General features: G+C 67.8%; 17 protein-coding genes. 2 read left to right on the top strand and 15 right to left on the bottom strand.

Going from position 1 to position 26250, the window contains the following annotated elements; genetic code table 11:
* The first annotated feature begins 89 nt into the window (after nt 1-89).
* Entirely contained in the window at nt 90-1124 is a 1035-nt protein-coding gene (locus ASC70_RS09700; RefSeq protein WP_056049433.1) for a LacI family DNA-binding transcriptional regulator, read from the top strand.
* Here the strand turns inward: ASC70_RS09700 and ASC70_RS09695 are convergent.
* From ASC70_RS09695 to ASC70_RS09670, 10 genes are all read right to left on the bottom strand, one after another.
* On the bottom strand, nt 1121-2365 hold the full coding sequence (locus ASC70_RS09695) for a histidine-type phosphatase (protein WP_056049430.1): 1245 nt from the start codon (nt 2363-2365) through the stop codon (nt 1121-1123). The two genes, ASC70_RS09700 and ASC70_RS09695, sit on opposite strands and share 4 nt — an antisense overlap.
* Before the next feature lie 7 nt (nt 2366-2372).
* Nucleotides 2373-3491 (bottom strand): acyltransferase family protein, encoded by a 1119-nt coding sequence (locus ASC70_RS09690; RefSeq protein ID WP_056049427.1) that lies wholly within the window; start codon nt 3489-3491, stop codon nt 2373-2375.
* A complete protein-coding gene (locus ASC70_RS09685) occupies nt 3488-5794 on the bottom strand; it encodes an alpha-N-acetylglucosaminidase (protein ID WP_369815080.1) in 2307 nt (768 codons plus the stop codon). Before ASC70_RS09685 ends, ASC70_RS09690 begins: the two co-directional genes overlap by 4 nt.
* Before the next feature lie 327 nt (nt 5795-6121).
* Nucleotides 6122-8125: a glycoside hydrolase family 2 TIM barrel-domain containing protein gene (locus ASC70_RS25600; protein ID WP_255355026.1), complete on the bottom strand. Its 2004-nt coding sequence runs from the start codon at nt 8123-8125 to the stop codon at nt 6122-6124.
* A gap of 5 nt (nt 8126-8130) precedes the next feature.
* A partial coding sequence (locus ASC70_RS25970; protein WP_369815461.1) for a glycoside hydrolase family 2 TIM barrel-domain containing protein occupies nt 8131-8333 on the bottom strand: 203 nt, incomplete at its 3' end.
* Between the two features lie 7 nt (nt 8334-8340).
* Nucleotides 8341-8691 (bottom strand): glycoside hydrolase family 2 TIM barrel-domain containing protein (locus ASC70_RS25590; RefSeq protein WP_304439755.1); only part of this gene is annotated, 351 nt, incomplete at its 3' end.
* Nucleotides 8692-8746: 55 nt separating this feature from the next.
* Nucleotides 8747-9034, bottom strand: a 288-nt coding sequence (locus tag ASC70_RS25585; RefSeq protein WP_255355025.1) for a sugar-binding domain-containing protein, incomplete at its 3' end; no start/stop codon positions are given.
* 60 nt (nt 9035-9094) lie between these two features.
* The coding region (locus ASC70_RS25580) for a sugar-binding domain-containing protein (RefSeq protein WP_369815460.1) at nt 9095-9737 on the bottom strand (643 nt) is incomplete at its 3' end.
* A gap of 51 nt (nt 9738-9788) precedes the next feature.
* Complete coding sequence (locus ASC70_RS09675; RefSeq protein ID WP_056049424.1) at nt 9789-11342, bottom strand: tryptophan halogenase family protein; 1554 nt, start codon at nt 11340-11342, stop codon at nt 9789-9791.
* A gap of 79 nt (nt 11343-11421) precedes the next feature.
* Entirely contained in the window at nt 11422-14232 is a 2811-nt protein-coding gene (locus tag ASC70_RS09670; protein WP_200939206.1) for a TonB-dependent receptor, read from the bottom strand.
* A 345-nt stretch (nt 14233-14577) separates the two neighbouring features.
* Between ASC70_RS09670 and ASC70_RS09665 the strand changes: the two genes are divergently transcribed.
* Nucleotides 14578-16062 (top strand): glycoside hydrolase, encoded by a 1485-nt coding sequence (locus ASC70_RS09665; RefSeq protein ID WP_056050554.1) that lies wholly within the window; start codon nt 14578-14580, stop codon nt 16060-16062.
* 10 nt (nt 16063-16072) lie between these two features.
* Here ASC70_RS09665 and galB read toward each other — a convergent pair whose 3' ends face one another.
* The 5 genes from galB to ASC70_RS09645 form a co-directional block, all read right to left on the bottom strand.
* Nucleotides 16073-18754 carry a beta-galactosidase GalB gene (gene galB / locus ASC70_RS09660; RefSeq protein ID WP_056050552.1) on the bottom strand — a complete coding sequence of 894 codons (2682 nt, stop codon included), beginning with the start codon at nt 18752-18754 and terminating at the stop codon, nt 16073-16075.
* Between the two features lie 20 nt (nt 18755-18774).
* Entirely contained in the window at nt 18775-20799 is a 2025-nt protein-coding gene (locus tag ASC70_RS09655; protein WP_056049420.1) for a glycoside hydrolase 43 family protein, read from the bottom strand.
* 202 nt (nt 20800-21001) lie between these two features.
* The gene (locus ASC70_RS09650; protein ID WP_056049417.1) at nt 21002-21364 is read right to left on the bottom strand and encodes an RHS repeat domain-containing protein; all 363 of its coding nucleotides are present in this window, start codon (nt 21362-21364) and stop codon (nt 21002-21004) included.
* Between the two features lie 191 nt (nt 21365-21555).
* On the bottom strand, nt 21556-21963 hold the full coding sequence (locus ASC70_RS24910) for a hypothetical protein (protein ID WP_156396174.1): 408 nt from the start codon (nt 21961-21963) through the stop codon (nt 21556-21558).
* 10 nt (nt 21964-21973) lie between these two features.
* Nucleotides 21974-26218, bottom strand: a complete 4245-nt coding sequence (locus tag ASC70_RS09645) for an RHS repeat domain-containing protein (protein ID WP_162247202.1) — start codon at nt 26216-26218, stop codon at nt 21974-21976.
* Nucleotides 26219-26250: the final 32 nt, after the last annotated feature.

Below are 26250 nucleotides of genomic sequence, written 5' to 3'. Positions count from 1 at the left end.
TGCGCTTGGACATCGCCCCCGGGACTTCGGTAGAGTGTCCGTGAGCGCGGACTCCGACAGAGAGTCGCGCCAGCGTATGAGGGCGAGTCTTGAGCGGACAGCGGCGGCAGACGCCCACCATCCACGACGTGGCGCGCCACGCGGGGGTCTCGTCCATGACGGCCTCGCGGGTGGTCAACGACTATCCGCACGTCAGCGCCCCGGTCCGCGAGCGGGTCAACGCGGCGATCCAGACACTCGGCTACCGCCCCAACACCCAGGCCCGCGCCACCCGCACCGGCATCGCCCAGATCGGCCTGCTCTATTCGAACCCGAACTCGTCCAACCTCAGCAACTTCCTGATGGGCGCGTTCAAGGAGGCCAGCGCCAGCGGCAACCAGCTGCTGATCGAGCCGACGCCGGCCCATCCGACGCCGCTGGCCGCCGTGCGCAAGCTGGTCGAGGCCGGCGTCCGCGCCATCGTCCTGCCGCCGCCGCTGTGCGATGACCCGGAGGTGTTCGCCTATCTGGAACGCGAGCGCGTGCCCTCGGTCAGCTTCGCCACCGCCACGCCGCGTCCCGAGAAGGCGGCGGTCTTCGTCGACGACTATGCCGGCGCGCGGATGATGACCCGGCACCTGATCGACCTTGGCCACGTCGACATCGCCTTCATTCGGGGCGATCCGAAGCACTCCACCGCCCGTCGGCGCGAGGAAGGTTTCCGCGAGACCATGGCCGCCGCCGGCCTGGCCGTCCCCGACGCCCGTGTCGCCGACGGCGACTTCACCTATCGCTCGGGCCTGGACGCCGCCCGCCAACTGCTGGCGACGGGCAAACGTCCGTCGGCGATCTTCGCGGCCAATGACGACATGGCCGCCGCCGTCAGCGCCGTGGCCCATGGTCTGGGCCTGGACGTGCCCAGCGAACTCAGCATCGGCGGCTTCGACGACACGCCGGTGGCCTCGACCGTCTGGCCCGAACTGACCACCATCCGTCAGCCGATCGCCGAGATGGCGGCGACCGCCGTGTCCATGGCCGCCGCCCTCATCCGCCAGGACGGCGAGGACGAGCGCCGCCACGTCAACGCCGGGCTGACCCTGGTTCCGCGCGCTTCCACGGCCGCGCCGGGCGCGGCGCGGTCCTAGAAGCGTATCGCCTGGCCCACGACAGCGTCGAACTTGTCGAGCGGACAGTCGAAGGCCGGTGTCGCGGTGCTGCAGCCAGGGATGAACACCGGCGCGCTCGACGGCGGAGCGGCCAAGCTCAGCGGCGTGGCGGCGCGCAGCTGACCCAGGCTTTGGCCGGTGAAGCGAGCCCGGATCACCCGAACGCCATCGGCGCGCCGCCAGCGCTCGAATACCAAGGCCGCGCCGGGCTGGATCTGATTGGGCTGGTAGCTCGGCAGCGTCCATTCCAGGCGCAGCAGGCCGCCCAGCAACGCCAGGGTTCCGTCATGGCCGGCGATCACCACCACTCGCGCGTCGCCGGGACCGATCATCGCCGGCGAGACGCTCGGCTTTAGAGTGGCCAGCAGGCGCCCCGCGATCTGACTGGACAGGGCCTTGGCGATGTAGGGCGTGCGCAGGCGCAGATCGAACTCGGCCTGGTGCAGGAAGAAGGTGCGGGTCAGCGTCGGCTCGTCGACGCCTTTCCAGCCGAGACCGGCGAAGTCGCGCCCGTCGGCCCAGGCCATCAGCAGGCTCTCGGTGACGCCCGACGCGAAGGCCTCCGGACCGGACAGGCTGGCCAGCTCCTCGCCGTCGACGAAGCCGGGCTTGGCGTCCAGGATCCGGCGCTTGCCGGGGATCGGCGGGCAAGGCCCCTGGGTGCATTGCATCAGGAAGGCGTCGAGCTGTTCGGCCTCTTGTCGATGGCTGGCGCTCCAGGCGGAGAGGTCGCCGCCGACCCGGCCGGCCACCGCGGCGCGCGCTAGAGCCGGGTCGGGCGTGGCGACGCCGGCCTTGACCGGCTCGAACATCGGATCGAACCGCCCCTCGCCCACCGTGTTGACGGGGACCGCGCAGCCGGGTGACAGGGCCCGAGCATAGGCGCCGGCGGTGGCGATGGTGCGCTGGGTGACGTTGGCCCAGTAGTAGACCGCGCCACAGTCGCCGGGCTTCAACAGCCCCTCGGCGGCGTAGAGCTGGCGATAATAGCCGCCCATCAGCTCGACCAGCTGGCCGCCGCGCGCGGTCAGGTGGCCGGGCGGGACGTCGAAGCGCGGCCACGGGCGGGCCGAGGCCTCCTCCAGCCGCTCCGGCGTCGACATCGCGGCCCGCACGCCGTGGCGGCTGAGGATGATGACCTTCTCGAGCTGGTCGCCCCAAGCCGACGTCGCCGACAGCAGGGCGACCGCGACGGCGGCGATACGAACGGACAGGCGCATAGGGCTCCTACAGCTTCACGACGATCCCGCGGCGATCCATGACATAGCCGAGCAGCCAGCACACCAGCATGTAGGCGATCGCGCACAGCAGCGAGCCCAACGCGCCCGGCGTGAGCGCCTGGAACACGTGGACCCCGACCCACGCGTAGAGCCCGACGCCAGGCTCGACCTCGATCATGCCCAGCACCGTCACGAACAGCTCGGAGAACAGGTAGATCACCAGCGGATTGAGGCCGAACACCTGGAAGAAGCGCGTCGCCGGATTGGGCGCCTTGCCTTCCAGCAGCGCGGTCAGGGCGGCCAGCACCATCAGGTCCAGGCCCACGGTCAGCAGGACGAAACTGCTGGTCCACAGCTTCTTGGCAATCGGGAAGGCCAGGCTCCAGGCCAGCGCGGCCACGATCAGGACGACACCGGCCAGGGCCATGCGCAGGGTGGCGCGGCGGGCGGCGGGCGCTTCCTTCAGGAAGCGCGCGGCCAGGTAGCCGGCCAGCACGTTGACCGTCGCCGGCAGGGTTCCCAGCAAGCCTTCGGGGTCGAACCCGCCGTCCTTGCGATAGAGGTGGTTCTGGCCGATCAGCCACAGGTCCAGATGAGTGCCGGCGTTGCCCAGCTTGGACAGCGGATCGCCCGGATCGCCGAAGGCCATCAGGATCGCCCAGTAGCCCAGCAGCAGCGCGACCGACAGCACGACGATCAGACGCGGCGACAGCCAGCGCACGGCGAACGCGGCCAGCATGTAGCAGAGGGCGATGCGCTGCAGCACGCCCATCACCCGCGTGTTGGAAAACGGGCTCAGCGCCCAGTGCCCGTCGACCTTGTGGACGAACGGGAACCAGTACATCAGGAAGCCCAGCAGGAAGATCAGGGCCGTGCGCCGCAGCACCTTGGCCATGAACTCGCCCGTCGGGATCGGCCGCGAGAAGGCGAAGGCCATCGAGCAGCCGACGGCGAACAGGAACGACGGGAACACCGCGTCCGCCGCCGTGAACCCGAACCACGGGGCATGGACCAGCTGTGTATAGGCCTTCGCGCCGGGACCATTGGTGTTGACGACGATCATCAGGCAGACCGTCAGACCCCGGAAGACGTCCAGGGACAGGAAACGCGTGGCGGGCTTGGTCATGCGGTTTTCCCTCGGGCCTGGTCCAGGCGAGCGATCAGGGCCTTCACGCCGCCGACCGGATCGGCCGGCCGCTCGCGGCGATAGGTGACATCGGCGGCGACCCAGGCGCGCTCCCAGGCGACGCCGTCACGGGTGACGGCCGCCTCGTCGAACGGTCCGGCCCCCGCCGCCTTCAGGGCGTCGAGGAACCGCGACCAGCGCGGCAGGTAGAAGTCGCGATAGAGACCTTGCCAGGCCTTGGAGGCGTAGTCGTTGAGGTTGCCCTCCCCGCCCCAGATCGTGACCTGGGCCTTGGCGTTGGCGACATAGGCCGCCGCGTCCGCCGGGGTGTCGCCATAGGCGCGAGCATCGTCGATCCAGGTGGCCAGGGTCTCGGGCTGGACGCCCAGCAGGGCGTCGATAGCGCGCGCCAGGGCCTCGACCTCGCCGCGCGCCCGGTCGCCGGCGGCCACGTCCCCCTGGCGATAGGCGGCGACGGCGGCCTGCAGTTGGCCGTCGATCTCGAGGCTGGCCAGGTGCCGGGTGGCGTCGACCAGGTCCAGCACGAACAGCGGCTGGTCGGCGAAGGCGCCGGCCTGGACCGCCAGGGCGCGGACGGCGGCGTCCAGCTGGACGCGGTCGCCGGGATGGGGCGGAAACTCGCCGATCGTCGCGGTCGGGCGCTTGAAGAACAGATAGGCGCCGGCCTTGCTCTTCCACCAGCGCGGCGACCAGTAGCGGGTCGAATAGGCGGCCTGGACCAGCTGGCCCAAGGCCGCGTCCAGCGCGGGCGTGGTCCGGCCATAGCGCGAGCGGGCGTAGGTCGACAGCCAGGCCGGCAGCGACTCCTGGCCCGCGCCCCAGGCCTGGTCGAAGGCGGCCTCGTAGACGATCGAATTGTTGTGCAGCCCCTCGGGAAACATGCCGAAGCCGGCCAACTTGCCGGTGTCGGGATTGGCCGCGATCGCCATGAGATCCCGACGGTAGTAGTCGAGGTCGCCGTAGACCGGGTTGCTGGCCCCGTAGTTGTGCACGTAGCCATAGATCCACGGCTTGCCGCCGAAGGCCTTGGCGTTCTTCCAGACGTTGGGATAGCGGTCGTTGCCGATGTCCAGGACCATCAGCCGGTCGTCGGGAACCAGGCTCAGATAGGCCGAGATGGCCGGCGGATCCCAGAAGTGGCTGTCGGCGCCGAAAAGCCAGCCCTGCATCACCCAGACGGCGTCCGGCTGGCCCTGGCGGATCGAGTCGTAGAGCGCCTTGCCGTAGGCGGCCAGGCGCTTGGCCTTGAGGGCCGGATCGATCTCGACCTTGGTCTTGGTCGCGGCGGTGTTGGCCGCCCCGTCGCCATAGGCCGCGTCGCGGGCGTCCGCGCCATCGGCGTTGATCGGCGGCAGCATCTCGTTGAACGAGTCGGCCAGGTAGTAGGTCCCCGCCCCGTAGGTCTGGGCGTACAGCGCCAGGAACCGGCCGGCGATCCTGGCGAACAGCGGGTCGGCGGGGTCCAGCCAGTAGGTCTCGTGGAAGCCCTCCCATGGCCGCATCCGATAGATGCGGGCTTCCGGATGCTTCTGGGCGAAGGCCTTGGGCACGTAGCCGCCGAAGGCCGGCAGGATGGGGCTCATGCCCAGCGACCGCATACGGCCCAGGATCTTGACCTGCAGATCCTTCTTCTTGTCGATCCAGGCCGTCGGCAGCGGGGCGCGGTAGCCTTCGATATTGCCCATGCGCTGCCAGGGCGTGAAGGCGGGGCCCGAGAAGTAGTCGGCCAGTTCGACCTCGGTCAGGCCGAACTCACGCCACAGCGCCCGCCAGACATATTCCTGGCCTTCCATGGCCAGGGGCATGTCGACGCCGTGCGCCGCCATCCAGTCGATCTCGCGGCTCCACCGCCCCCAGCCCCACCACGGCGTCGTGTATCCGTAGGTGCAGGTGTTCAGATAGGCGCGGTGTTTGAACGGGCTCTCGACCCGGCCACCGGTCGCGGCGGGCAAGGCGCCGCCCTGGGTGATCCGATCCCCCTCCCAGCTGACATGGGCCAAGCCGGCCTGGCGCAGATAGGCGTAGGCGCCGCGCACCAGGGCCACGGGGCTGTCGCCGGTGATCGAGAGCTTTCCGCCCTGACCGCTGACCGAATACCAGGCGCGCCCGTCGCTTGGCGCCAGGCGCAGGGACACGCCCGCCAAGCGCTTGCCGAACAGACGCGTGAGGCTGGCCTTGGCGGCGGTGGTCGACCCGGCCGGGTTCGCGGCCAAGGCGGGCCCCGCCAGCGCGGCGGCCAGCCCGGCGGTCAGCGCCTGACGTCGATTTACAAAAGCGGTCATGCACACCAGCGCCCCGGTAGAGACCATTTCAATACCTCTTCGCGTCACCCTGGACGGCGGAAGACTATTGAAGGCGCTCCTACCAGGCCAACGCCCCTCACAAACCCCGGAGCCGTGTCGCCCCATATCCTTAGACAACGCGGCCGCAGGGCTTCACAAGCGGGAATTTTCCAGCGGATGGAATTTTGGTTTCATTTCGCCTGAAAAGGCAACAGCACGATCGCCACGCTCGACGATCGATGCGACCAATTTAATACCTCTTAGTCACACCAACGATGAGCTGCGGGAGACGGTCGTCCATCGAACGGCCGTCTCCTCCTTCGCGATCTATTGCGGCATGGTCGCCTGGGCCGGCGCGGCCTTGTCGGGCGTCGTGCCTTCACCGTCGAAGGGCTCGAGCCGGAAGGCCACGCGGGTCGGCTCCAGCTTGGTGCGGTATTGCATGTGCGGCTGGCCGACATGGTTCCAGGCCGTGTCGCCGCCGACACCCCATTGGGCGCCGTCGACCAGCAGCGAGACCTCGCCGTGCGGCGTGATGTCGGTGCTCTTCCAGGTCCCTTCCGGACGGCGGTAGAGGTCCATGTAGGGGAAGGCCAGGACGTTCATCATCAGCGGGCTCGCGCCCCGGACCCGCAGGCCCTTGCCCTCGCCCGAGACCTCCATCCAGCGCACGTCGACCTTGTTGCCGGTGTCCTGGGGCCGCATGTAGTCGTGGTTCTGCTCGGCGATCGCCCCGCGCCACAGGCCGATCGGGGCGCTGGTCTTGCGATCGACATAGCTCTCGTGCGGGCCTCGGCCGTACCACTCGACCGTCTTGAGGCTGGTTGGCATCGAGAACCACATCCCCACCCGCACCGGCGGCGGCAGGTCGCTCTTCAGCGGCGTCAGCAGGCCGGCCACGTCGACGGTCCCGTCGCCGTTCATCGTGTAGGTGGTGACGAAGCGCGCCGCGCCCGCCCCCAGCTCATGGTCGACGACGACCTCGGCCCCGCCGCCCGGCAGGCGGCGGCTGGTGATCGCGCGGACCTGCCGTTCCTTGGTCATCGCCCTCCACGGCGTCTGCTGCGAGACGGTGCCGGTCAGGGTGTCGTTGTCGATCTCGGCCCGGAAGAAGTTGGGCTGGCCACCGGTCAGCAGGGCCGCGCCGGCCTTGCCGTAGCCGGAGACCAGGCCGGTCTTGCGATCCACGGTCAGGCTGGTTCCGCCCGCCGACAGGATGACCGCGTCGGCGGCGTCCTTCAGCTCGACCGCACCCTTGGCCGCCTGGAAGACGGGAGCCGCCGGCTGGCCGAGGGCGAACTGCTCCCAGCCGACCACATAGCCCTCTGGCGTCAGGGGCACGGCGCCCGCCTTGGCCTTGGCGCGAACGGTGACGAAGTACTCCGCCCCCGGCTTGCGCTCGATCTTGGGCAGCGGCAGCGTGACGGTCTCCGTGGCCCGCGCCTTGGTCGCCAGCGCCAGCAGGTCGCCCGACGCGACGGTGACGCCGTTCTCCTGCAGCACCCACTCGAACGCGAAGCCGGACAGGTCGCGGAAGTCGTGGCGGTTGCGCACCGTCACCGCGCCGGTCGCCGGATCGAAGCCCTCGAACTGGATCGGCGAGAGGACCTTCTGGACCTCGTAGATGTGCGGGTTGGGGGTGCGGTCGGGCTGGTTCAGGCCGTCGCCGAACTCGACGTCGCCGCCGGGGTTGGGACCGTACTCGCCGCCGTCGCCCCAGTAGCGGCGACCATCCTTGGCGTAGCGGTACATCGACTGGTCGACCCAGTCCCAGATGAAGCCGCCCTGCAGCTTGTCGTACTTGTAGATGGTGTCCCAGTACTCCTTGAAGTTCCCGCCGGAGTTACCCTGCATGTGGGAATATTCGCACTGGATCATCGGCTGGGTGCGGGTCGGATCCAGCGCCCAGTCGACCATCTTCTCGACGTCGTCGTACATCGGCGCGTAGACGTCGACATAGCTGTTCGGGGCATGCTCCCAGTCCAGGGTGCCCCAGCCGAGATACGAGATCAGGCGCGACGGATCGCGCTTGCGGGCCTCGCCGGCCGCCTTCTCGAAATTGGGTCCGATCCCGGCCTCGTTGCCCAGTGACCAGAAGATCACCGACGGGTGGTTCTTGTCGCGCTCGACCATGTTCAGGACGCGGCTGACGTGAGCGCCCTCCCAGGCCGGATCGAAGCCGATCTGCAACTTGGGCCGCAGCTCCGGATGCTTGTTCGCGTAGTCCATGTACGCATGGCTCTCGATGTCGGCCTCGTCCATGACATAGAGGCCGTACTCGTCGGCCAGGGCGTACCAGAGCTCGGCGTTGGGATAGTGCGAGGTGCGCACGGCGNTGGCTCTCGATGTCGGCCTCGTCCATGACATAGAGGCCGTACTCGTCGGCCAGGGCGTACCAGAGCTCGGCGTTGGGATAGTGCGAGGTGCGCACGGCGTTGATGTTGTTGCGCTTCATCAGCTCGATGTCGCGGCGCATCGAGGCTTCGGAGATGACGTGGAAGGTCTCCGGGTCGTGCTCGTGGCGATTGACGCCGCGGATGACGATNGCGCTTCATCAGCTCGATGTCGCGGCGCATCGAGGCTTCGGAGATGACGTGGAAGGTCTCCGGGTCGTGCTCGTGGCGATTGACGCCGCGGATGACGATGGGCTTGCCGTTGACCGCCACGCGGCCGTCCTTGATCTCGACGGTGCGGAAGCCGATCCGCTGCGGCGTGGCCTGGATCACGCCGCCCTTCGCGTCGAGCACCTCGACCAGCAGGGCGTAGAGGTTGGGGGTCTCGGCGGTCCACTGGCGCACGCCGGGAACGGACGCCGACAGGGTCTCGGTCCTGGCGGCCCCGGCGGCGACCTTGGCCTCCTTCGTCAGCACCGCCTTGTCGCCGTCGAGCAGGGTCATGCGGACGGTCACTGGCTGAGTGCGCGCCGTCAGGGCCACGTCGGTCGACAGCACNGGCCTCCTTCGTCAGCACCGCCTTGTCGCCGTCGAGCAGGGTCATGCGGACGGTCACTGGCTGAGTGCGCGCCGTCAGGGCCACGTCGGTCGACAGCACCCCGTCGCGATAGGCCTTGTCGAGGCCGGCGTGGACGAAGAGATCCGTCAGCCGAGCCTTGGGCGCGGCCTTCAGATAGACTGAGCGCTCGATGCCCGAGACCCGCCAGAAGTCCTGGTCCTCCAGGTAGGAGCCGTCTGACCAGCGATGGATCTGGATAGCCACCACGTTCTTCTGGCCGGCTTTCAAGAGCTTGGTGACGTCGAACTCGCTGGGCAGCTTGGAGTCTTCGGAATAGCCGGCCTCCANGGATCTGGATAGCCACCACGTTCTTCTGGCCGGCTTTCAAGAGCTTGGTGACGTCGAACTCGCTGGGCAGCTTGGAGTCTTCGGAATAGCCGGCCTCCATGCCGTTGACCCACACCCGATAGGCCGAACCGGCCGCGCCGATGTGCAGGATGACGTCCTGGCCCGACCAGCTCGCCGGGATCTCGAAGCTCTTGCGGTACGAGCCGACCGGATTGGTGGCGTGCGGAATCAGCGGGCGGTTGGCCGGAAACGGATAGGTGATGTTGTTGTAGCGCGGCTGGTCGTAGCCTTCGGTCTGCCACATCGCCGGGACCTTGATGGTCTTCCAGCCGCTGACGTCATAGTCGGGCTTCTCGAAGCCGTCGGGAACCGCGTCCGACGAGGGCGAGAAGCTGAACGACCATGGGCCGTCCAGGGTCTGGTAGCGGCTCGACTGGGTCGGGTCGCCGGCCAGGGCCGCCGCGCGGCTCTCGAACGGGAAGTGCGTCGCGCTGGCCGCCAGCTTGCCCCGCGCATACACCGCCGGGTTCTCCCAGTCCGGACGCGAGGCGTCCACCTGAACCGGCTGGACCTGGGGCCCCTCGGCGGCCGCGACCGTGGCCAGACCCAACCAGGCGACACTGGCCAACAGAAGCTTCTTCATACGCACCCTCCCGACCGGCGAACCCGGTTTCATTTATCAGACAATTGATCTCTAGACCGGGGCCGGCGTCCGCGCCAGACAGTGCGCGGCGATGAAGTCGCCGTGCGTCGGCATGCGGTCGACCGCCTGGCCCGCCAGCTCGGCGATCTTGGCCAGGCGCGCGGCCGCCGCGTCTTGGGGAACCGCCAGCGCCAGCGGATCGTCGCCCAGCGCTTGCGCGCCCTGCCCTTCCAGCACCGCCAGCCAACTGGTCTTGGTGAACAGTGCGTCGGTTTCGCGGAAGATCCGGCCGGTGGCGCGGTAGATGGCCAGCCGCTCGACAAGGCTATCGGGCGGCGTCATCGCCCGCAGCTCGCGCCAGTACGGCGTGTCGTCGCGCTGGGTGAGGTGGAAATGCAGCACCAGGAAGTCGCGGACATCGTCGAAATCGGCCGCCATCAGGCGGTTGTAGCGCCGCGCGTCGGCCGGCTCGAAAGCGCGGGTCGGCAGCATTTCCAGAAGGCGCGCTATGCCCGCCTGGATCAGGTGGATGCTGGTCGATTCCAGCGGCTCCAGGAAACCGGAGGCCAGGCCCAGGGCCACGACGTTCTTGGCCCAGCAGGCCTCGCGCCGACCGGCTTGGAAGGTCAGCAGCCGCGGCTCGGCCAACGGCTCGCCGTCGAGGCCCGACAGCAGGGTCGCCGTCGCCTCGTCGACCGACACATGCTGGCTGGAGAAGACGTAGCCGTTGCCGGTGCGGTGCTGCAGCGGAATGCGCCATTGCCAGCCGGCCTCGCGGGCCGTCGAGCGGGTGAACGGCGTGGACGGGCCGACATTGGCCGAGGGCACAGCCAGGGCGCGGTCGTTGGGCAGCCAGCGCGACCAGTCCTCGAACGGCGTCCCCAGGGTTTGGCCAAGCAGCAGCGAACGAAAGCCCGAGCAGTCGATGAACAGGTCGCCGGCGATCCGCTCGCCGTCGGCCAGGGTGACGGCCTCGACGAAGCCGTCGGCGCCGCGCAGGGCGATGTCGACGACCTTGCCCTCGCGACGAACGACGCCGGCGGCCTCGGCGTGGGTTCGCAGCATCCGCGCGTAGAGGGTCGCGTCGAAATGGAAGGCGTAGCCCATCGGCGGCGGTCCGCCGCTGGCCTGGGGCAACGGAGCGAAACGGCCCCCGGCGGCCGCGCGGGCGCAGACCGAATAGGCGTCCAGGCCTTGCGCCTCGCCCCCACGTCGCAGGCGCCGCCAGACGGCCTCGAACGGCGCGACGCCGAAGTCGTGGCCGTAGACGCCGAACGGATGGAAATAGCGGTCGCCCAGCCGGGTCCAGTCGACGAACTCGATGCCCAGCTTGAAGGTGCCTTGCGTCTCGCGGACGAAGGCGGCCTCGTCCAGCCCGATCAGGGCGTTGAAGGTGCGGATCGGCGGGATGGTCGCCTCGCCGACGCCGACGATGCCGATTTCCTCGGACTCGACGAGCGTGATCGACGGACCGCGCGGCCCCAGCACGCGGGAGAGCGCCGCGGCCGCCATCCATCCGGCCGCCCCGCCGCCGACGATCACGATACGCGAAATCGCGCCGTCCCGGTCGGAGGGCGCGATCGAAGGGGTGGAAGCCTCGGTCATGAATGAGCCTTGCGGGCGCGCCTGACAAAAAGCGCCGGCGTGGCGACAAGCGCCACGCCGGCTAGCCTCAGGGGAGGGACTAGTAGGTCACGCGCACGGCGAGACCGAAGCGTCGATCGTTCAGTTGGTACTGCAGCGGCGCGGCGGGCGTGCCGATGTAGAGAACGTTCATGCGGTTGTTGATGTTGACGGCGTCGAACGACACGGCGACGTGGTCGTTGACGTCGTAGCTGATCGAGGCGTCCAGCGAGGCGTAGGGCTTGGCGTATTGTGGGATGCCGTTGGCGCCGCTGCCCGTGGTCTGGTCCAGATAGGCCGAACGCCAGTTGTAGGCGACGCGGGCGCTGACCGGGCCCTTCTCGTAGAGGCCGACGATGTTGTAGCTGTTCTTCGACAGCTTCTCGAGCGGCACCTGGGTCGGGATGTTCGAGCCGGCCGTCGCGAACGGGTTGCTGACGCTGCTGTCGACATAGGTGTAGTTGGCTTGCAGGCCCAGGCCGCTGAACAGGCCCGGCAGGAAGTCGAAGAACTGCTGGTAGCCCAGCTCGATGCCCTTGACCGTGCCCTTGCCCGAATTGACCACCGTGCCGACGTCGTAGACCACGCCGTTGTACGTGCCCGTGATCGTACCGCCGGCCAGGAAGCCGTCGACCTTCTTGTAGAAGGCGCCGGCGGTCAGCGAGCCGGTGCTGGAGAAGTACCACTCGGCCGTCAGGTCGTAATTGTCCGACTCGATCGGATGCAGGGTCGGGTTGCCCGAGCTGGCGCTGGGGTGGCCGGTCACCGGGTTCACCTGGTTGGGATTGTTCAGCGTCAGGTTGGTCGACAGCTGGTCGAAGTTCGGTCGCGCCAGGCCCTTCGAATAGGCCAGGCGCGCCTGCAGGGTGTCGGTCAGCTTGGCGCGCAGGTTGAAGCTGGGCAGGACCCGCGTGTAGCTGTTGTCGACGTCGATCGCGGTGGTGGTGCCGTTCGAGTTGAACTGGGTGCCCGTCGAGGTGGCCTCGGTCTTGATCACCCGCACGCCGATGCCGCCGTCGATGGCCACGCCGCCGATTTCGGTGTCGTAGTCGGCCACCGCCCAGCCCGTATAGGTCTTCTCGGTCTGGCTGTTGAGGTCACCCGGCGTGAAGTTGTCCTTGGTCGTCGCGCCCAGCAGGGCGTAGAGCGCCTTGGTTTGGGCCCACACGCCGTCGCCGGCCGGGAAGGCTGGGTACAGCAGGCCGGCCTTGACGGTGTTGCCGTCGAACCAGTCCTTGGATGGCCCCTTCATCGCCAGCTGCGGATGGGCCGACAGCGGCACCAGCGGTGTGCCGGCCGGGGCCGAGCAGTTCGGGTCGGCGCCCAGCGAGGTCACGCAGACCCCGTGCCAGGTGCCGCGCAGGTCGATGCTGTTGTCGGAATAGCGCGCGCCGCCGCGCAGCTTGTCGAAGAAGCCGCCCTCGAAGTCGTATTCGAAGTCAGCGGTCAGGGCCAAGGTCTCGGCGTCGTTGCGCTGCAGCGAGTCGGCGATGTACGGCGTGGTGTAGTTGGCCGGATTGTTCAGCAGGCTCGGGTCGCGAACCTCGAAGCGCGGATATTTGCCGGTGAGGTCGAAGTCGACGATCGTCTTGTGCGGCGTGGTCAGGCCCGTCTGGCCGGCCTGGGTGTACAGCGACAGGACGTGGCCGTTGCGGTCGGCGTTGTAGTACGATTTCAGATACTGGGCGTCGAAATTGGCCTTCAGCTTGTCGCTGACCCGCCAGGCGGCGTTCAGGGTGAAGTTCTGGCTCTGGCTCCACAGCTGCTGGTCGTAGCGACCGGTCTCGAAGGTCTGGTTCTGCAGCGCGCCCTTGGTGGCGTAGCCTTCGTCGTTGAAGGTGAAGGCGGCGCCCGGCAGCGGGTCGGTGCCATAGCTGGTCACCACGCCGGCGGCGTTGCGAACGTTCGAGCGGTTGTTGAAGTCGTAGTAGTAGGCGCCGGTCCGGTTGAACCAGTACTTGGTGCGCTGGTACTGGGCGGTCAGCAGCAGGTCGTCGCTGGGCTTCCATTGGAAGGCCGTGGCGATGCCCAGGCGCTTGCGGTCGCCGGTGTCGTCATAGATCTCGAAGCCATACGGCACCTGGGCGTTGGCCGGGGCGTTGGCGATCGAGCCGGCCGGAACGGTGTCGAACGGACCGGCCAACAGGCCGTCCTGGCGATAGCGGCTCTTGCTGAGCACGGCGTTGACCAGGAAGCCCATCTCGCCGACCGAGGTGTCCCAGCGGTCGCTGTAGAGACCCGAGATCGAGCCGCCCTTCTTGTCGACCCGGTCGTAGTAGTTGCCGCGCGCCGTGGCGCTGAGCACCCGGCCGGCCGCGTCGAACGGCTTGCGGGTGCGCAGGTTCACCGCCCCGCCGACGCCGCCCTCGATGATGTTGGCCGGGGCGTTCTTGTAGACGTCGATGCCCGACAGCAGCTCCGGCGGCACGCCTTCCAGGTCGAACGCCCGACCGCCCGAGGCGGAATAGACGGCGCGGCCGTCCAGGAAGTTCTGCACCTGGGTCAGGCCGCGCACGGTGACGGCGGGCTGAGTGCGGTGATCGAAATCGGTCGCGCCTTCGCCATAGCGGCGCTGGATCTGGACCCCGGTGATGCGCTGCAGCGCCTCGGTGGTGTTGGCGTCCGGCAGCTTGCCGATGTCCTGCGCCTGGACCGAGTCGACGATCTGGTCGGCGTTGCGCTTGATCGCCTGGGCCGAGCGCAGGCTTTCACGAACGCCGGTGACGACCACCTCGGCCACCGCGGTGTCGTCCTGAGCCGCCGGCGCGCCCCCCGTCTGGGCAGTCGTTTGGGCAGCCGTCCCGCCGACCATGGCCAGTCCCAGCGCCACCGCCGAAACGCCCCGCATCAATCCCGTTTGCACCGACCTCATTGGGCCTCCTCCTCGCTTTGTTTTTTCCATCGCGCTTCGTTCTAGAACGCGATTTCTTGTCTGACATATTATGCTGTCATTTGTCATACAAGTATGATTTCGGGGGACAGCGGGAGATGAACCGCAGGATTAGCAAGCTTGGCTGGAAGGCGCCTCGAAGGGGCAAAAAGCTTCACCATGTGGGAAAATTCGCTAAACCATTGGTGATGTGGGAGTTTTTCTCGCCCCAAGAGAACAACCCAAGGTGAGATCGCCGGCACTTGACGTCCGGAAACGCGACTGAACATTTCCCGGATGACGTTGGTTTGTCAGACAATTGTTAGCGCTACCAAAGGCAGGATGACGATGACGAACACCTCCCGCTCGAACCGCCTGTCCCGTCGCGCGCTGCTGACGGCCGCGGCCGGATGGGCGCTCGCCGGTCCCGTCGCCGCGCGGCGCGGCGAACCGCCGGTGACGATCCGGCTGCGTCCCGACCTTTCCCGCGCGACGACCGTCTTCGAGGGCTGGGGCACGGCCCTGGCCTGGTTCGCCAATGTCACCGGCGGCTGGCCGGACGCCGAGCGAAACCACCTCGCAGACCTGTTCTATGGACCCGGCGGCCTGGGCTGGACGATCGCCCGCTACAATATCGGCGGCGGCGATCGGGCGGACACCAAGCCCTACCTGCGCCCCGGAGCGGCGGTCCCCGGCTTCTGGCGTCAGCCCGAGGGAACGACCGGGACCGACTGGTGGCGTCCGGATCAGGAGGCGATGTGGGACTGGTCGGCCGACGCCAACCAGCGCTGGTGGCTGGACGCCATCAAGGCTCGCGTCCGCCAGCCGATCTTCGAGGCTTTCTCCAACTCGCCGCCCTGGTTCATGACGGTCAGCGGCAAGGTGTCGGGCGCCGAGAAGGCCACTGACGATAACCTCCGACCCGGCCAGGAAGCGGTGTTCGCGGCCTATCTGGCCCGCGCCGTCGACGAACTGCAGCGCCGCCACGGCATCACCTTCCGCACGCTGTCGCCGGTCAATGAGCCGAACACCGACTACTGGCACGCGGCCAACACCCAGGAGGGCGCCCACTGGTCCCCCGCGCGCCAGGCGGCGATGATCCTGGCCACGGACGCGGCCCTGAAGGCGCGCGGCCTGAAGACGGCGGTCAGCGCGCCGGACGAGACCAACTCGCACCTGTTCCTGGAAGACTGGGCCGCCTATCCGCCGAAGGCCCGCGCCGCGATCGGCCAGCTCAACGTCCACAGCTACGGGACCGTCAACCAGACCGGCGTCCGCGACGCGGCCCGCGCCGCCAACATCCGCCTGTGGATGTCCGAGAACGACACGCCGCTGGACAAGGATCCGGAGGACTTCGAGGGCATGGCCACGCCGTTGGCCTTCGCCGAGCACGTGGTCCTGGATCTCAAGCGTCTGGAGCCGAGCGCCTGGGTGTTCTGGCAGGCGGTCGAGAACCTCAGCACCCGCCACGGCGCGAAAGGCTCGAACTGGGGGCTGGTCAAGGCCGACTACCAGTTCGCGCCCGAGGGACCGCACGCGATCCACGTGACGGCCAAGTACTGGGCCATGGCCCAGTTCAGCCGCTTCATCCGGCCGGGCTATCGACTGGTCCCGGTCGACGACCTGGACACCGTCGGGGCATTGTCGCCTGACGGCAAGGAACTCGTCCTCGTCCACGTCAACGGCGGTCTGTCGCCGCGCCAGCTGACGCCGCCCAGCGGCTGGACGGGACGGATGATCGTCACCGACGCCCGCCGACGCGCCGAGCCCCTCCCCGGCCTCACCGCGCCGCCGCGCTCGATCGCAACCCTAGTCCTGCGCCCCGCCGGGTGAGGAGCGCCCTTCAGCGCGCGGTGCGGACCTCGACGCGGCTGGGCGTCAGGCCGGGCGCGTCGGCCGTGACCACGATCGGGCCGGCCTGGCCCGGCTTGGCCCGCACAATCGCCATTACCTGCCCGTTGAAGGCCTTGCGGGCCGGAGATGGGAAGGCCTCAAGGTCGGTCGGGTCGCCGTTGTCGGTGGCGACGATCTCGCCGGGGCCTTCGATCTTGAAGGTCACGCGCGAGTCTGCGCGCGGCGCGGTGACGCCGTCCTTGTCGACGATCCGCACCGAGACGAACGACAGGTCGCGGCCGTCGGCCTTGATCGTCGCGCGGTCCGGAGCGGCCTCCAGGGCGGCGGCCGCGCCGGCGGTCTTGACCACCTCGGTCGCCCAGACCTTGCCGTCCTTGTAGGCCACCACCTTCAGCTCACCGGGCTGGTAGGTCGTGTAGTCCCAGCGGAACCGGTACTCGTAGGGGCCCCGCTTCTTGCGCCCCTGCGATTGGCCGTTGATGAACAGCTCGGCCTCGTCGCCCGACGAGAACACGTGGACCGGGGTCACCTCGCCCACCCGTTCTGGCCAGGTCCAGTGCGGCAGGATGTGGGCCATCGGCAGGTCGGGCCGCCAGCGAGCCTGGTAGAGGTAGAAGCGGTCCTTCTTGAACCCGGCCAGGTCGATGATCCCGAAATAGGCGCTGCGGGATTCGTAGTAGGGCGTCGGCTCGCCCAGATAGTCCCAGCCGCTCCAGACGAACTCGCCGGCGATGTATGGGTTCTGGTCGTGGGCCGCGAAGGTCCGGTCGGCCGAGGACCCAAAGTCCGCGGTATAGAGCTCATAGGCGCTGACCTGGCGGGTCTTGGGATCGCCGCCGATCCCGGGCCGCACCGGGGCGCTGTTGCTGCCCACCACCGGAAACTGGAAGTCGCCCCGGGTGCTGAGCGCCGCAGCGCTCTCGGTGCTGACGATCATCTTGTCGGGGAAGCGGGCGTGGAACATCGGCGCCTGGGACGGCAGGGCGCGGATGCCGGCGGCCTGGTAGTTCAGCCCGATCACGTCCACCTCGGCCGGCAGGGGCATATCAGCCTTGGCGAAGTTCATGGCGGTGGTCGTGGGCCGGGTCGGGTCCTCGTCCTTGGCGATCGCGACCAGCTCACGGGCGACCTTGGCCCCGTCGGCGCCCGTGTACTGCTCGCCGACCTCGTTGCCGACGCTCCAGATCATCACCGACGGATGGTTGCGGTCGCGGCGGATCATCGACCGCAGATCCTGCTCATGCCAGTCGGGGAATATCAGATGGTTGTCGAGCGGCGTCTTCTTGCTGAACCACATGTCGAAGACCTCATCGATGACGAGGAAGCCCATGCGGTCAGCCAGGTCCAAGAGTTCGGGCGCGGGCGGGTTGTGACTCATCCGCAGGGCGTTGACGCCCATCTCGCGCAGCATCTCCAGCTGGCGCTCGGCGGCCCGGGTGTTGAAGGCCGCGCCTAGGGCGCCGAGGTCGTGGTGGTTGTTGACGCCCTGGATCGCCACCCTCTGGCCGTTGACATAGAGGCCGTCGCCCGCCGTGCGGATCTCGCGAATGCCGAACGGCGTCTCATAGCGATCGACCACGCGTCCGGCCTTCGCGACAGTGGTGACGGCGAGGTAGCGGTTCGGTTGCTGCCGGGGCGGCGGGCCCCACAGGCGCGGATTGTCGATCCGGACCGAGGCCGGAAGCGTGGCGCTGCCCCCCGCCGGAACCGTACCCTTGACCGGCGCCAACCGGGCCACGGCCGGACCGGTCCGGCGTCCGTCCGCGTCCAAGGCGTAGAGCTCGGTGCGGACCTCGACCTCGGCGGCTGTCTTGGCGGCGTTGTCGACGGCGACGTCGATCTCGACCTTGGCCGCCTGGGCCGAGACCTCCGGCGTGCGGACGAACACGCCCCAGTGCCCGACGTGGACGGGCGACGTCTTGGTCAGCCAGACGTCGCGATAGAGACCCGCGCCTGGATACCAGCGCGACGACTCCGGCGGATTGTCAAGGCGAATGGCCAGTTGGTTGACGCCACCGGGCACGACATAGGGCGTCAGGTTCAGGCGCCAGGAATTGTAGCCATAGGGCCAGCCGCCCACGAGCCGGCCGTTCAGCCAGACCGCCGCGTAGGACATCGCGCCGTCGATATCGAGGAAGATCGACTTGCCCGCGTCGCCGGCCGGGATGTCCAGCGCCTTGCGGTACCAGCCCACGCCCCAGCTGGGCAGCCGGCCCACGCCGCCATAGGGCCCCTCCGCCAGGAACGGCCCCTTGATCGCCCAGTCGTGCGGCAGGGTCACCGCCTGCCAAGACCGGTCATCGAACCCGGCGCGGACGTAGGAGACCTCGCCGCCAGGGTCGCCGGCGGGGCGGACGTGACGCTTGGCGGGATCCTTGAGGAAGGCGTCGCCGGTCGGCAGGATCCAGGGCTTCAGCACCGGGCGCTTGCCCGCCTCGAGCTTTTCCGCCTCATCCGGGCGGGCGTCGGCGGCCTTGCCGTCGGCCGACTGCTTGACCTCGGGCCGCAGATCGTAGCGCAGGCCCGGCGGCGCGTCGGCGGGGTCGCCTAGCGTGAACCGCCAGCCCTTGTCGATCAGGATCCGTTCGCGAGGACCGGTGTCCGCGGCCGACGCCAGGGCGGGCGCGGACATGACCAGAAGGGCCAGGCCGAGGCAGACGAGGCGGCTCATGCGGAACTCTCGGAAGCGGATCATGGAGCGCGACGCCAGATGAAGCTGACGCCGTCTTCGCGGTCGGCGGTTGGGCCGGGACTGTCGGCGACCAAGGCGTTCGCGGCGGGATCCAGTCGCAGGTAGCGGTGGGTCTTCAGCGACATCAGGGTGATGTCGCCGGCCAAGCTCTCGATCCACTGGAAGGTCTGGGCCTCGTCCGCCGCGCGCCCGGCCCACGCGGCCCGGCCGTCGTCGCCCACGGTCAGGGCCTGGCCGTTGCGCTCCAGGCTGACACGCCCCGGACCTCGGGCGACCAGGCGCACCGGCGCCGCCAGCGGATCGGCGCCGTCAGCGCGACCGACCGGCCGCAGCGACACGGCGCCGTCGGTCGGGATCGGCTTGGCGCCGCGCGGATCGGGCTGGTCCAGGGTGAAGCCGTCGAAGTCGGCGACACCGCCCTCATGGCCCTCGGTGTTGAACGCGAACAGGGCGTAGCGCACGCCCTGGAAGGTGATCAGCTGGAAAACCGAGACGAAGTCCTCGCCCAGCGGCGTGAAGCGGACGCCGTCGGTCGACCACGACAGTGTGTGCCGCTCGGTCAGGAAGTCGCTTCCGACGCGGAACCAGACGCGCCGGACGTCCTTGCCGAGCGGCGCGGTGGTTCGGATCGCCCCCTGCTCGTCGAAGCGGACGATGCGCTGGCCCTCGGCCGTGCGCTCGACACCGATCCAGCCATAGGGCCGGTTCAGCAGGGCCAGGCCCGCGACGTCGCCGGCCTTCAGGCCCGACACGTCGAGCGCCGCCGTCGCCGTGGCGTGGGGGCCAACCGCGCGCTGGGTCAGGCTGTTGCGCGCGGACAGGAAGTCCGTGGCCGGCTGGCTGGTCAGGCGCAGGAAGCCCGGGCGTGCTTTCAGAGACCACTTGTCGTCGGCCGGGACGTGGTTCCACTGCCAGACGGCGCCAAGCTTCGGCCCCGCGAAGTCGTCATTGCGTATATACGGCGCGTGCGGCGACGAGGGCCTGTCGGTCTTCGGCTTGATCCAGGTCCGGGGCGTGCGCGCCAGGTTGCCGGCCAGGCCGAAATAGGGCCAGCCGTCCTTCCAGGTCACCGGCGACAGGGCAGTCAGGCGGCCGATCGAATTGGCGTCGTACATCGATACGCCCCACCACTCGCCGGCGGGGGTCTGGACGATGGTCCCCTGATGCAGCGAACCCCAGTTGCGCGCCGACGGGTCGGGCGGCGAGATCCTGAACGGCGGCTTGCGGTCGTTGGTGCGATGGCCCTTGGCCAGGCCGAAATCCTCGCCGACGCTGATGGCCGGATTGACCTCCCACGGGCCCGCCAGCGAGGTCGCGCGGGCGGCGGCCATGCGCATGCCATCCCACTCGGCGCTGAAGATGAAATAGGTCTGGCCGAACTTCACGAAGTGAGCGCCCTCGCCCATGCCAGCGCCCTTGGGGATCAGCACCCGTTCCGTGCCCGGCACGATGTCGGTCAGGCTGGCGTCCAGCTGGGCGAAGTGGATCTCCTGATAGCCCCACACCACGTAGGCCTTGCCGTCGTCGTCGAACAGCACCGACAGGTCGTGCAGGCTGCGCTTCATCGGCGTGCGCGTCCACGGGCCCTTCGGATCGCTGGCCGTGAACAGCTGGGTGGTCGCGCCGTTGACGTTGCTGAAGATGTAGAACTTGCCGGCGTGGTGGCGCAGCGACGGCGCCCAGATGCCCTGGCCGTAGATCGCCTTGCCGCCCTCCAGCCGGTAGGCGGGTCCGAGGTCCAGCTTATCGACGGCGTAGGACACCAGAGTCCAGTTGACGAGGTCGCGCGAGCGCAGGAGCGGCAGGCCCGGCATGGCGTGCATGGTCGTGCCAGCCATGTAGAAGTCGTCGCCGACCCGGATCACGTCCGGATCCGAGAACTCGTCATAGAACAGCGGGTTGGAGTAGGTCCCGTCGCCGTTGTCCGCCGTCCAGGTCGCTTGTGGCGCGGGGGCTGGCGCCGAAGGGGACGGGGCGGCCGAAGACACGGCCAACAAAGCAGTCGCCAACAGGGCGAGGGTCATTGGGGGCGGGCTCCCTTGCGGTCTCGGATCGAGGGACGCCGGCCGCGGACGCAGGCCCACGAAACTCCCGCCGCCCGGCGAACCGTTGACGCGGCGCGCTCAATTGTCTGAGTTACCGGTAACTTTTCATCGGGAACCCGAACAGTCAATAGCGTCGCCGGCGGGTTGGCGAACGAGGCCTTCCACCCGTAATGGCCTGTAACTATTGATGTATGAGGCCGGGGACGCTGTGCTCGTAGGTGTTCTTGGCCGTCACCGCGCCGGCGCTGTTCAGCGTGGCGATGATCGAGCCCCGATGGTCGGCCAGCAGCCATTCAGGCGTGGTCCCGGTTCCGACATAGCGGGCCAGAGGCTCGTCCATCCCGACACCAAATACGTAGCGGCGCAGCGGGGTCGACGAGGAGGCGTCATATTCACCGATCAGGTTGGCGCCGTCGTAGAGATAGCGCGTGACCGTGCCGCCGACCGTCGTCGACGAATAGAGCCGGCCCCGCGGATCGTAGACCAGGCTGGCGCCGGCGGCTGGATAGGGCCGCCTTACGCACTTGGCTTTGCGGCCACACACGCGGACGGGCTTCCTCCGGAGCCGATCTTGCCCTTGAGGCGGTTTTGGCGGCGCACGAAGGCGCGCGGATAGATTTCAAAGGCCTGGCCATGAGGCTTCATACATCTTGATCAGCGCAGGAAGAGGGCGGCTGAGAAGGCGCTAGGAGAGTCGCAAGGCCCGCTGGTCAGGCGCGCCACGCTGCAAGGAGCCTAGCTACCAAAAAACCAAATGTAGACACGGAAGGCGATGGCCGCGACACCCACTACAAGAAGTGTAATGCTTGGGACAAATAAAATTACAACCCCAGCATCCGAGTTTGGTACATTACGAGCGAGAACCAAAATCCAAATAAACGCAGCGCAGATAGATAGCACCCCAACAGGGAGAAGAATTTTTTGTACGAACGTGTTTCTGCTGCGATCGACGACGATACGCCGGTTAAGCGGCGAACGTTTTATTATCGGCCGCACTAGAATTAGCGTTGCAGCAGCCACAAAAAAGACCATCGCAGACGCTAATTGGCCAAACGGAAAACGTGACCCAAAAGAGACGACAGCGATGATCGCAATGGCCAGAATGCCCCATGCAACCCCCCATCGCGCTGTCTGCTTTTCCATATCTGCGCTCCTATTTGCACGAGGGTAGATTGCCGTAGATCCGGCGAGCAGCAGCATCGCCAATATCGCCTGCAGGATCCGCCCCCGGTAGTGCGGGAGGCAGAAATCCGCCTACCGCCTGCCCCACGGCAGTCGAGGTTAGAGGTTCGGGATCTCCAGCTTGGTAAAGATAAGCGCCGGCGAGCAATTGCACGCCCAGTCCAGCAACGGAAACCCCCTTGCCAACAATCACGCCGACACCGCCGGCCGCGACAATTTCGGGCTGGAGAGTTACAGCACCGAGGCCAGCGACGCCCATTCCCGCGACTGCCGTCCAATCTCCCGCTGATTGCATGCTCGATCCGAACTCCCTGGCATTTCGCGCGAAATCCGCCAACGGTCCGACCGGACAAGTACTAGCCGGCGCTATCTTCTTGGCAGTCTTCTTGGCAGTCACGACAATAGCATCTACGGCATTGCCGGTAACATCCCGCACTAGATTAGCCATCGCCATGGCTTCCTGTTGGGCCATTATCCGAGCCCATTCTTCGTTGCTCCGCCCCTGGATCACGACAGGATCAACCGGCACTAGTCCGGTCGGATCGTTCCGGTTCAGCGGATCGTTGCCCACGTAGGCGTACCAGTTCATGCCTGCCGAGTAGCCTACGGGGTCGGTCTGTAGGAAGCGACCCAGGGTCGGGGAATAGGCGCGAGCCTTGTAGTGATAGAGCGACAGGTCCGAGAGATAGACCTGCCCGGTGTACTGGAAGAGGCCGGCGTTGCTGAGGCCCGGGACGCCGTACTCGTCGTAGGTGTTCTTGCTGGTCACCGCGCCGGCGCTGTTCAGCGTGGCGATGATCGAGCCCTGGTGGTCGGCCAGCAGCCATTCAGGCGTGGTCCCGGTTCCGACATAGCGGGCCAGCGGCTCGTCCATCCCGACGCCGAACACATAGCGGCGTAGCGGGGTCGACGAGGAAGCGTCGTATTCACCGATCAGGTTGACGCCGTCGTAGAGATAGCGCGTGACCGTGCCGCCAACTGTGGTCGACGAATAGAGCCGGCCCAGCGGGTCATAGACCAGGCTCGCGCCGGCGGTCGTGCCGCGTAGACGGTTCTCGGCGTCGTACTTGTATTGCGTCGTGGGTGTGCTGGTGCAGGCCGGCGCGGCCGTGGCCACGCACAGGAGGTTGCCGCGTCCATCATAGCCATAGGTCGTATAGCCGCTGGTCCCTGAGGCGCCCGCATTGACCACCCGGTTGAGGCCATCGGTGTTGTAGGGACGATCGACCGCATAGCCGCCGTTCCAGACGTAGGCGGTGTTGCTGATCGTGCGGCTCTTGACCTGTCTGGCGGCATTGTAGGTGAAGTCATAGTTGACGCTGTCACCGGCGCTGGTCGGCGCCTGGGCGATGCTGCTCAGCATTAGATTCGTCGGGTCGTAGCTATAGGTCGTCGAGGCCGTCGTGGCGCCCCGTGAGATCCCCACGCGCCGGCCCAGGTCGTCATAGGCGAAGCCAGCGATCTTGTCGGCCGCGGCGGTGCTGCCGGCCCGGCGGATGAAGGTCAGCTGGCCGGCGTTGTCGTACTCGTAGGTGACGAAGAAGCTGGTATCGGGCCAGGTCAGCTTCGTGCGCCGGCCAGCCGCGTCGTATTCGTAGCTCACCGTACCGACGCCGCCGCTTTCGGACTTCATTCGCCCCAGCGCGTCGTAGTCCTGCGTCAGGGTGCGCGTTCCATCACTGATCGAGTTGGGACGGTCGGCGTTGTCATAGCCATAGGTGTAAGTCGCCCCGGCCACATCGGCGGCGTCGACGGTCCTGGTCCGCAGGCGACTGAGGTTATCGTAGACGCCGGTGATCGAGCGGCCATCCCGCAGGCGCCACGAGGTGACATTGCCAGCCGGATCATAGCCGAACAACTCGTAGTCGCCGCCGTTGACCGCGTTGGCCCCTTTGGTCGTGCTGGGATAGTAGACGAACTTCAGCCGGTCGAGGCCGTCATAGACATAGGTGGTGAGGTTGTTCTCGCCGTCGGTCTCCGAGGCCAGCTTGCCGTTGAGCGTGTAGTCCGCCCGGCGCTGTTCGATCAGGTCGACGCCCACGCCCGACTGCTGGGACTTCACCTGCCCGTAGCGGTCATAAAGCGTCTTGCTGATCCGGTCGTAACCCTCGCTGCCCGTCACGCCCGGGCTGCAGGCGGCCGGACGGCTCGAGAACTGGCTGGCGTTCATGCGCTGGGCCACGCAATCGACCCGGCCCAGGGCGTCGTAGCTGGTCTGGGTCAGGGCGATCGTCGAGCCGCCGCCAGTGGCCGACACCCGAGCCACGACACGTCCGTAGCCGTCGAACTCGCTGGTGACCGACGTCTTCACCTGGAAGCTGTTGGCGAACGTCACGTCCGAGCGGTCGGCCACCACGCCGGTATAGGCGGTCTGCACCTGGCCGTCGGCGCGGTAGAGCGACTTGGCCGCGCGATACTGCAAGGGTCCGCCGCCGTCCGGGTCGGGGCCCACCGTCCCCACCACCCAGCGCGAGTCGTTGTAGCGCGTCTGGACCAGATCGACATTGCCCGGCAGCGGACCATCGGTCTCGATCACGTCGCCGCGGGCGTTGTAGGCGTAGGTCGTCGTCGCCGAGACGCTGTTGTCGCCGGCTCGCGTCGTCACCGAGGTCAGGCGGGCGTTGTGATAGTAGCCCGTGCCGGACTCGTAGCCGTACTGGGTGACCATCTCGTCGGCCGTGCCCACGCAGCTCGACTGGGTGCGGCAGGCGGAGGTCGTGTAGACGCGCCAGGCCGGCGCGCCGAAGACCACGGCGCCGTCCTTGATGTAGGTGGCCGAAACCGACTGATACGTATAGCGCGTCTGCGGCCGCACGCCATTCGGCCCGGCCGGCCGGGTCACCGTCGCGACCGCGCCGCCATGGGCAAGGTCGTAGGTGAAGTCGGTCTGCTTGCTGTTTTCGTCTTGGATCCAGTCCGGCTGGTTGCAGATCGTGGCGATCGGCGCGGCCGTCGTCGTGCGGCAGCTGTAGCTGGCCTTGACCTCCGTCACCGGTTCGGCGGAGCTGGGATAGCCCTTCGGATAGTGCTTGCGGCTGATGATGTTGGCATAGCCGTCATAGGTGTATTCGAAGTAGTCGCCCTCGGGCATGGTCACGATGTGAAGCCTGCCGTACCCCGCCGTGGCGCCGGTGGAGCCCGCCGCCCCGGGGACCGAGCCGGAACCGTAGGAGTAGTAGGTCGTACGCCCCTGATCCGCGCCGAGCTTGCCTTGCTGGTCGCTGAGGATATGGCCGTTGCCGATCCGCGAACGCACCACCCGCTGATAGCCGTCGGGTGCGGTCATCGTCACGGTCAGGATCCCGTCGGGAGCCTGGTTCGACGGGTTGTCCTGAGCGTAGTTATACGCATAGGTCCAGGTTTGCCCGCCCCTGCTGACCGAGCCGACGACACTGGTCGACTGCCCCTCGATGCCGGCGCCGCCGATGATGTTGTAGACGCGCACATCATCGCCCGAGGCGCTGGTGAAGGTCGTCGTGGACCCTGAGTTCACCTGCTGGACGGCGTGCCCCTGGCTGGCCTCGCTGCCGAAGGTCGGGCCGCCGCAGGCGGTGTCCGTGCAGTTGCCCTGGGTGAGGTTGGCGACGAACGGAGAGCGGAAATCAATCGGAGTGATCAGCGCGTAGCCCAGGCTGCTCTCGACCTTGAGCATCAGAGCGCTGCCGCTGCCGGTGCGCGAATAGGTCAGCGTCTCGCCCGACGGATAGGTGATCGATCTCAGATAGCCGACCGCCCCATTGCCGTGGTTCGGATCGTAGACGACGTAGTTGAAGACCGCCTTCGTGCCGTCGGGCCCGACGTAGACGATGCCCGTGGCGCTATTGGCGACCCCCACGAAATTGCCGACGGAGTCGCCTTCTGGCGCCGTATCGCCCAGCCCGGCGGTCCCGGAGAACGCCTGCGATTGGCCGTTGAGCACCAGGGTCGAGTGACGCTGGACCCCGTCATCGGTGATCTTCACGTACGACCACAGCGAGGAGATCAGCGGCGCGCCGCCCCGCAGGACGTTGGTCGCCTCGATGGATCCGGGCCCCTTGGGGCCGATGCTGTTGGCCAGCTCGGTGATCGAAACAACGCCGCTGACCAGATCGACGCCGTTGTCATCGGTGGCGATGATCTTCGGCGGCGGGATCTCGTCGGCTCGGCTGGGGGCCGGCCCCGCCAGCACGGCGAGCATGGCCAAGGATCCCAGCAGCAGGGCGCGAATGCGGGCCACTGCGCCGCCCGAAGACGCGAAACGATCAACGC

The organism is Caulobacter sp. Root343 (genome assembly GCF_001425745.1).
In the GTDB taxonomy this organism is placed as follows: Bacteria; Pseudomonadota; Alphaproteobacteria; order Caulobacterales; family Caulobacteraceae; genus Caulobacter.
This window is presented reverse-complemented; position numbering and strand designations above follow the sequence as displayed.

What these genes read in the sequence shown, in the direction of transcription:
- ASC70_RS24910 (WP_156396174.1), bottom strand. Translation starts at nt 21,963, where the DNA reads ATGGAAAAGCAGACAGCGCGATGGGGGGTTGCATGGGGCATTCTGGCC.
- ASC70_RS09695 (WP_056049430.1), bottom strand. Translation starts at nt 2,365, where the DNA reads ATGCGCCTGTCCGTTCGTATCGCCGCCGTCGCGGTCGCCCTGCTGTCG.
- ASC70_RS09665 (WP_056050554.1), top strand. Translation starts at nt 14,578, where the DNA reads ATGACGAACACCTCCCGCTCGAACCGCCTGTCCCGTCGCGCGCTGCTG.
- ASC70_RS09670 (WP_200939206.1), bottom strand. Translation starts at nt 14,232, where the DNA reads ATGAGGTCGGTGCAAACGGGATTGATGCGGGGCGTTTCGGCGGTGGCG.
- galB (WP_056050552.1), bottom strand. Translation starts at nt 18,754, where the DNA reads ATGAGCCGCCTCGTCTGCCTCGGCCTGGCCCTTCTGGTCATGTCCGCG.
- ASC70_RS09685 (WP_369815080.1), bottom strand. Translation starts at nt 5,794, where the DNA reads ATGACCGCTTTTGTAAATCGACGTCAGGCGCTGACCGCCGGGCTGGCC.
- ASC70_RS09675 (WP_056049424.1), bottom strand. Translation starts at nt 11,342, where the DNA reads ATGACCGAGGCTTCCACCCCTTCGATCGCGCCCTCCGACCGGGACGGC.
- ASC70_RS09655 (WP_056049420.1), bottom strand. Translation starts at nt 20,799, where the DNA reads ATGACCCTCGCCCTGTTGGCGACTGCTTTGTTGGCCGTGTCTTCGGCC.
- ASC70_RS09690 (WP_056049427.1), bottom strand. Translation starts at nt 3,491, where the DNA reads ATGACCAAGCCCGCCACGCGTTTCCTGTCCCTGGACGTCTTCCGGGGT.